The following is a 5,147-nucleotide window of genomic DNA, read 5'->3' on the forward strand; positions in this document are numbered from 1 at the left end:
TTGCCGGCAAGAGCTGCAAGAGTTTCCATTGTGTACTCATTTTCGCTTGTTTTCACAGCCGTACCTGAATCTGATACAAATCCTCTTTCTGCATTTCATTCATACTAACGGCAAAAATATAACACTTTTATTAAAAAGTCAATTTGTAGTTTATTGGACAATAATAGCTGAAGTTTTTCAGCTATTCCATTCCGCATACACCTCCACCCTTTCCGCAATGAGAAAAATCCCAGCGTACTAAAAAAAGGCTTGGAGCTGTACACGTTTACGTCCCTACCGGACATCAATAAACAGTTGCAACGTATCTTATAGATTATAAATCAAATATTAAACCGCTGTCAATAAAGAAAATATCAAAGTTGTTTGCCATAATATTGTATATAAAGAAAACTGTAAGAATGCTTTAGTTGCTATGCAATTATTTTATGCGGTTTCACGTGCAATTTCCCAGATCAAAAAGGCATTGTTTTTAAGATACTTTTCCAAATCTAAAAGCTCGTCTTCTGAAAATCCGTATGACTTATTGAATGTATTGTTAGGCAGCTTTCCCTCGGCAAAATCAAATCCTCCTTTGTCATTTGGTCTTTCAAAGCGAAAGTCGATTTCGTCAAATATGCCGTTTTTGCGGATTTTTGAAAAAGTAAGAACTATGCCGTCAACAGTGCTGTAATAAATTCCCATAAAAACCTCCTTTCGATTAAATTCCAAAATATTTTACCCAGCGTGTGATTATTGTTTCGCGGTTTGCGTGTTAAACAGCCCACATCTCCTACACCGGCTGAACAAGGTCGTACATCAAGTCTATTTTTTTTACGTTTGGCATCATGTCAAGCTGGATTGTTACGCGGCATCTTTTTTTGTTGACTGCGATTATTTTTCCTTCAAGTCCTTGCAGAGGTCCTTCTACGACTACGATTTTTCTGCCCGGCTCAAAATATAGCTTTGAAAAGCCTAGCCGCTCTCCGCACCGCTTGAACTGCTCTACAACCGCAAGGTCTGTTCCTTTAAGCTCTGTTATGTCGCTGTTGGATTTTAAAAAGTGGTAGAAATTTTTTACTGTTTTTAAGGTTGTAACACATTCTGTGTTCAGGGAGTCCGCCTCTAAAAAAATATATCCTGGAAAAAGCGGCTCTTCAAAAGTCTTGCCTTTGCTTGTCCGCATCATTTTCTTAAAGAAGTAAAACTGTACTTTGCTGCTGTTTTCTGTTTCTGAAAGTCTAGTCGCCGCCTCTTCCTTGAATTTTTCTTCGCTTCCAGTCTGCACCATTATGCAGTAATTTTCCATTTTTGCTCCCCCAGTGAAAATTTTAGAAAAAAGTTTACCATTAAGATTTTTTATTTGCAATCAGTTCATTTTATGAATGATTTATCGCTGGTAAAATTATCCGTAGCAAAACGTATCAGTTTTTTTACCAAATTCGAGATTGCCTGATAATCTCTATTTTCCATTTTTGCATAGAGATAAAAGAAATTCGAACGGGGCTGTTCTGCATCAAAAAGGTTTATGGCATCTTTCAAGAAACTGACATTGCTCAAATTCGGAAAATATACATTGATTTCCTTAAAATCTTTTTTATTGAATCCTGTATTAAATTGATTTGCAGAAATCGTAACAAATTCAAATGGTATTCTCTGTTCGTTTGCAAAGTTTTCTAACAACTCAAGCAGAGCGATTGTACTATTCAATTCTCTTTGCTGTACTTTCTCATATCCAGGAAAAAAATCCAGTTTTAACTTTTGTTCCTTAAAATACTGCAATGCATCGGCATTTATTATTGGTAGCATATCAGCTATTTTTAATCCGTTCTCAATAGAAGTAAACCTATCTTCCAACTGTTTCAAAGCTTCCTTACTGATTGCATCTTGTTCAAACAAAATCTTATATTCAGATTCGGACTTCCAAAAACTTTTTTTTCTCGAACTTCGGTCAAAATATTCATTTATAATGGCATTCTCTGGCAGACAATTTTTAGCCGTTGCCAAAACATCCGAATCAGTAAGAAGCCGAATGTTAGTATTTAAATTAATATTGTTCTTTTCAAGGAAGTCTTTCAACAAAGTTTCGAAATCATAATCAAGCCACTTTAATACATTTTTGTTACTTGTATTACTTTTTATAAAGTCTATAAAAGATTTTACCTCAACATCATTGGAGCACCCTTTAACAGCTAGCGCATGGAATGAAAATATGGATATATTCTTCCTCTGATAATATTTTACGACTTCTGAAATGATATACTTTACAAGATAGTTCTCATATTGAATTACAGGATGATTTTGAATCCATTTGCGCTCCATGTCATGTGCAAGAATCACGCTTTCCAAAGTACTAAGAGCGGATTTGTTAAAAGCAAGCACCAGCTTTTTGGAAGAATTACTTTTCTTTGCTGCAACGCACACAGCAGAAAGCAAGCGTTTATAATCAATATCTACGCTACTAAAGCCTGTAACAAAACTGTCCCGCAAAAGATAATCAAGTTTATCAACATCTATTGTCTTTGAATTGAGCAATTCTACAAAACAGTTTTTGATACTGGATACATCAGAATTTTCGCTATATTTTAATCCAACAATGCACCGAGCAAAGAAAGATTTCTCTTCACTGTTTGTAAACAAATTCGGGAAAAATTTTAAGGAAGCAAATGCACTCATTATTTCATGAGGAGCACCAACAGAACGACCTTTCGAGTCACTGTCAAAACATTCGTCACCTACCTCTGCTTTCAGCTGCTCCCATATTGGATTCTGTTTATTCTCCAAATAAAAAGCCTCACCTGTATGAGAAAATGGAGCATGCCCTACATCATGCAGCAAACAGGCAAGCAGAAACAGATGTTTATACTTTTCTATTTTTTCTTTTCCAAATCCCTTAATTCTTAAAAAGTCAAATGAATTTACAAGAGACGCACTGGCTATCGTTCCTAAGTAATAAACACCTAATGAATGAGTAAATCGATTGTGAGTAGATGTAGGAAAAACCGAAGAATAGCTTGTTTGTACAATATCACAAAGACGGTGAAATTCGGCACTATTTAAAATTGTGGTTATATCAGAATCCTCGACTTTGATATAACCATAAAGAGGGTCTTTTATTTTTGTTATGTCGCTCATTTAACCTTTTGCTTCGTAAAAGCCGAAAGAAGGTCTTTTGACATATACGTCAGAAATCTTGCAATTAAAATATTCTTCTCTACTTTCAAATGTAAGATAGTATCATCATTAATAAGGTCAAAACAATCGGAAAAGTTCCTTACCATTTCCAAAGCATAATGCTCCGAGCAAAGAATAACAGCAGAGATATGGCTATCTTCAAGAATTTTTGTTACCTTGATTCCATATTGAGATAACTCGTCCAAAGTAACATCTTCCTTATCAAATGCAATAAATGCGGCTGCGGCCAGATATTCCATGCCTATGAATCTACACATTTCGTCTTTAAACCTCTAAAGTAAGTTCTGATTAGTATAAACTTATTATTGTCTGTTGACAAGGTAAAAACTAAGATTTTGTTCAATTTATGAATATTCTGTAATTCTTGTTTTTTTTACCTTCCCCCATTCAAAACCCTAAATAAAGGCGGACAAATTTTCTTAATCACAATCCCGATTCCGGTTCCGATAACGATTGTTAAGAAAGTCGGGATAAAATATTGGCACAAGCTCCAGGATGTGTTCTTTATCGGAAAGAACAAAATCCACAGTTTTGAGGTATATTCGTTTACAAGCGGAGCATGAATTGCAAACAGGAAAAACGAAAAGCCTGCAAGGTATGAGTAAAGCGAATACAATTTTTCTTTACGCACAATGACGGCAGAAAACTTTATCACAATCACACAGGAGAAAATTACCATAAAGTTACGCGAAGTGGTATGTTCTCCGCCGCCAAGCGTAAATGCAAATATAACAGAAACCACAAAGAGCGAGAGTATTTCCTTCCACTGGATTCTGTCAATCTTCTGGAATAATGGAACGTCATACATTCCCCAATACAAGCCAGCTATATAAAAGAAGAAAGCCGTTGTCTCGACAAAATACATGCGGACAGGAATTATAAAGATTGTAAAAGCATATGCAAAAAAGCCGGCTGGAAACTTCTTGATAAGGGCTTTTATCACAGGCGAAACAACAACAAGAATCATAAGGTCTCTAATAAACCAAAACTGCGCAGCAAATTCTGGAAAATCAAAACCGCTCCCATCTAGATTCGGCTTGTACCCCAAGACCTTGTGAACCCAATCCAAAACAGTCCATGTAAGGCAAGTATTTTCTGGATGACCAAGAAACTGCGGAGCTATTCTTGCTACAATCAATTTTAGCCCACCATAGAAAAAAAACAAGAAGTGACATCCAAAGCACATACGGCAACAAAAGAGATTTTGCCCGCTTCTTTAGAAGAACAAGATAACTGTCATTCTTCTTCGCCTGCAAAAAAGCCGCAAACATAAAAAACAACGAAACTGCACAACGTGATATTCCAAATGTTATAAAGATTTTTACCCAATGCACAAATGAGTTTTTCACAAAAAGAGGTGGCATGTCACCATTATCCATAATTCTCTGAATTGATTGAGGTGTGTAACAGTTATGAATGAATACGACAAGAACGATTAAAAGAAATCTAAGCGAAGTTATACGGCGAGAAGTATCACTATCTATTGTTGAGTTACCGTTTCGTCCGTTTTATTACAAGCATCCTTTGACATTTTTCCTCCAAGATTTTGTAATTCTACTTCAATTTTTTGTCGAAAAAAAATCCTGCCAGTAAAAACCAGCAGGATTTAATTTTTATATTTCAGTTCCGCTTCCTATAAAGCAGCCGATTCCTTCTGTAATAAAGAGCTTTCTAAGCTTGACCACAATCTGCTTGATTTTTTCAGCTTCTTCTTCGCTGCAGTAGATTATGTACATTGTGTTGAGCTGCGGCCAGACTGCGTCTCCTAAATGCGGATTGCTGTAGCCTGCTCCCATTACAGGGGAAATTTTTGTGTAGTGCTTGCCTACTTTGTTTTTTTCAAATTCCTCGGCAAAGTCTTCTTCCAATGCCTGGGAACAGATTATTTCTACACGCACGCGCTGTATATTTTTTTCGTATTCATCAGCCATAATTTTCCTCCAATAAAAAGCTAAGCGTTGTTTGCTTCAAGGGGC

At 36.0% G+C, this 5,147-nt stretch carries 6 protein-coding genes and 1 pseudogene; all 7 read right to left on the reverse strand.

Annotated elements, in window-relative coordinates:
- Positions 1-423: 423 nt before the first annotated feature.
- Positions 424-681 carry a hypothetical protein gene (locus B4C08_RS00215; RefSeq protein ID WP_295801040.1) on the reverse strand — a complete coding sequence of 86 codons (258 nt, stop codon included), beginning with the start codon at positions 679-681 and terminating at the stop codon, positions 424-426.
- Positions 682-769: 88 nt separating this feature from the next.
- Complete coding sequence (locus B4C08_RS00220; protein ID WP_296662057.1) at positions 770-1,285, reverse strand: transcription termination/antitermination NusG family protein; 516 nt, start codon at positions 1,283-1,285, stop codon at positions 770-772.
- 65 nt (positions 1,286-1,350) lie between these two features.
- Entirely contained in the window at positions 1,351-3,111 is a 1,761-nt protein-coding gene (locus B4C08_RS00225; RefSeq protein WP_296662058.1) for an HD domain-containing protein, read from the reverse strand.
- A complete protein-coding gene (locus B4C08_RS00230) occupies positions 3,108-3,410 on the reverse strand; it encodes a hypothetical protein (RefSeq protein WP_295801031.1) in 303 nt (100 codons plus the stop codon). The genes B4C08_RS00225 and B4C08_RS00230 overlap by 4 nt, the downstream gene beginning before the upstream one ends.
- Before the next feature lie 134 nt (positions 3,411-3,544).
- Positions 3,545-4,309 (reverse strand): acyltransferase family protein, encoded by a 765-nt coding sequence (locus B4C08_RS00235; protein ID WP_296662059.1) that lies wholly within the window; start codon positions 4,307-4,309, stop codon positions 3,545-3,547.
- A 19-nt stretch (positions 4,310-4,328) separates the two neighbouring features.
- A pseudogene (locus tag B4C08_RS11205) lies at positions 4,329-4,655 on the reverse strand (acyltransferase family protein); the annotation flags it as partial.
- 129 nt (positions 4,656-4,784) lie between these two features.
- Entirely contained in the window at positions 4,785-5,102 is a 318-nt protein-coding gene (locus tag B4C08_RS00240; RefSeq protein ID WP_276752243.1) for a PG0541 family transporter-associated protein, read from the reverse strand.
- Between the last annotated feature and the right edge of the window lie 45 nt (positions 5,103-5,147).

The sequence above is a fragment of the Treponema sp. UBA753 genome, assembly GCF_002297325.1.
Classification (GTDB): Bacteria; Spirochaetota; Spirochaetia; order Treponematales; family Treponemataceae; genus Treponema_D.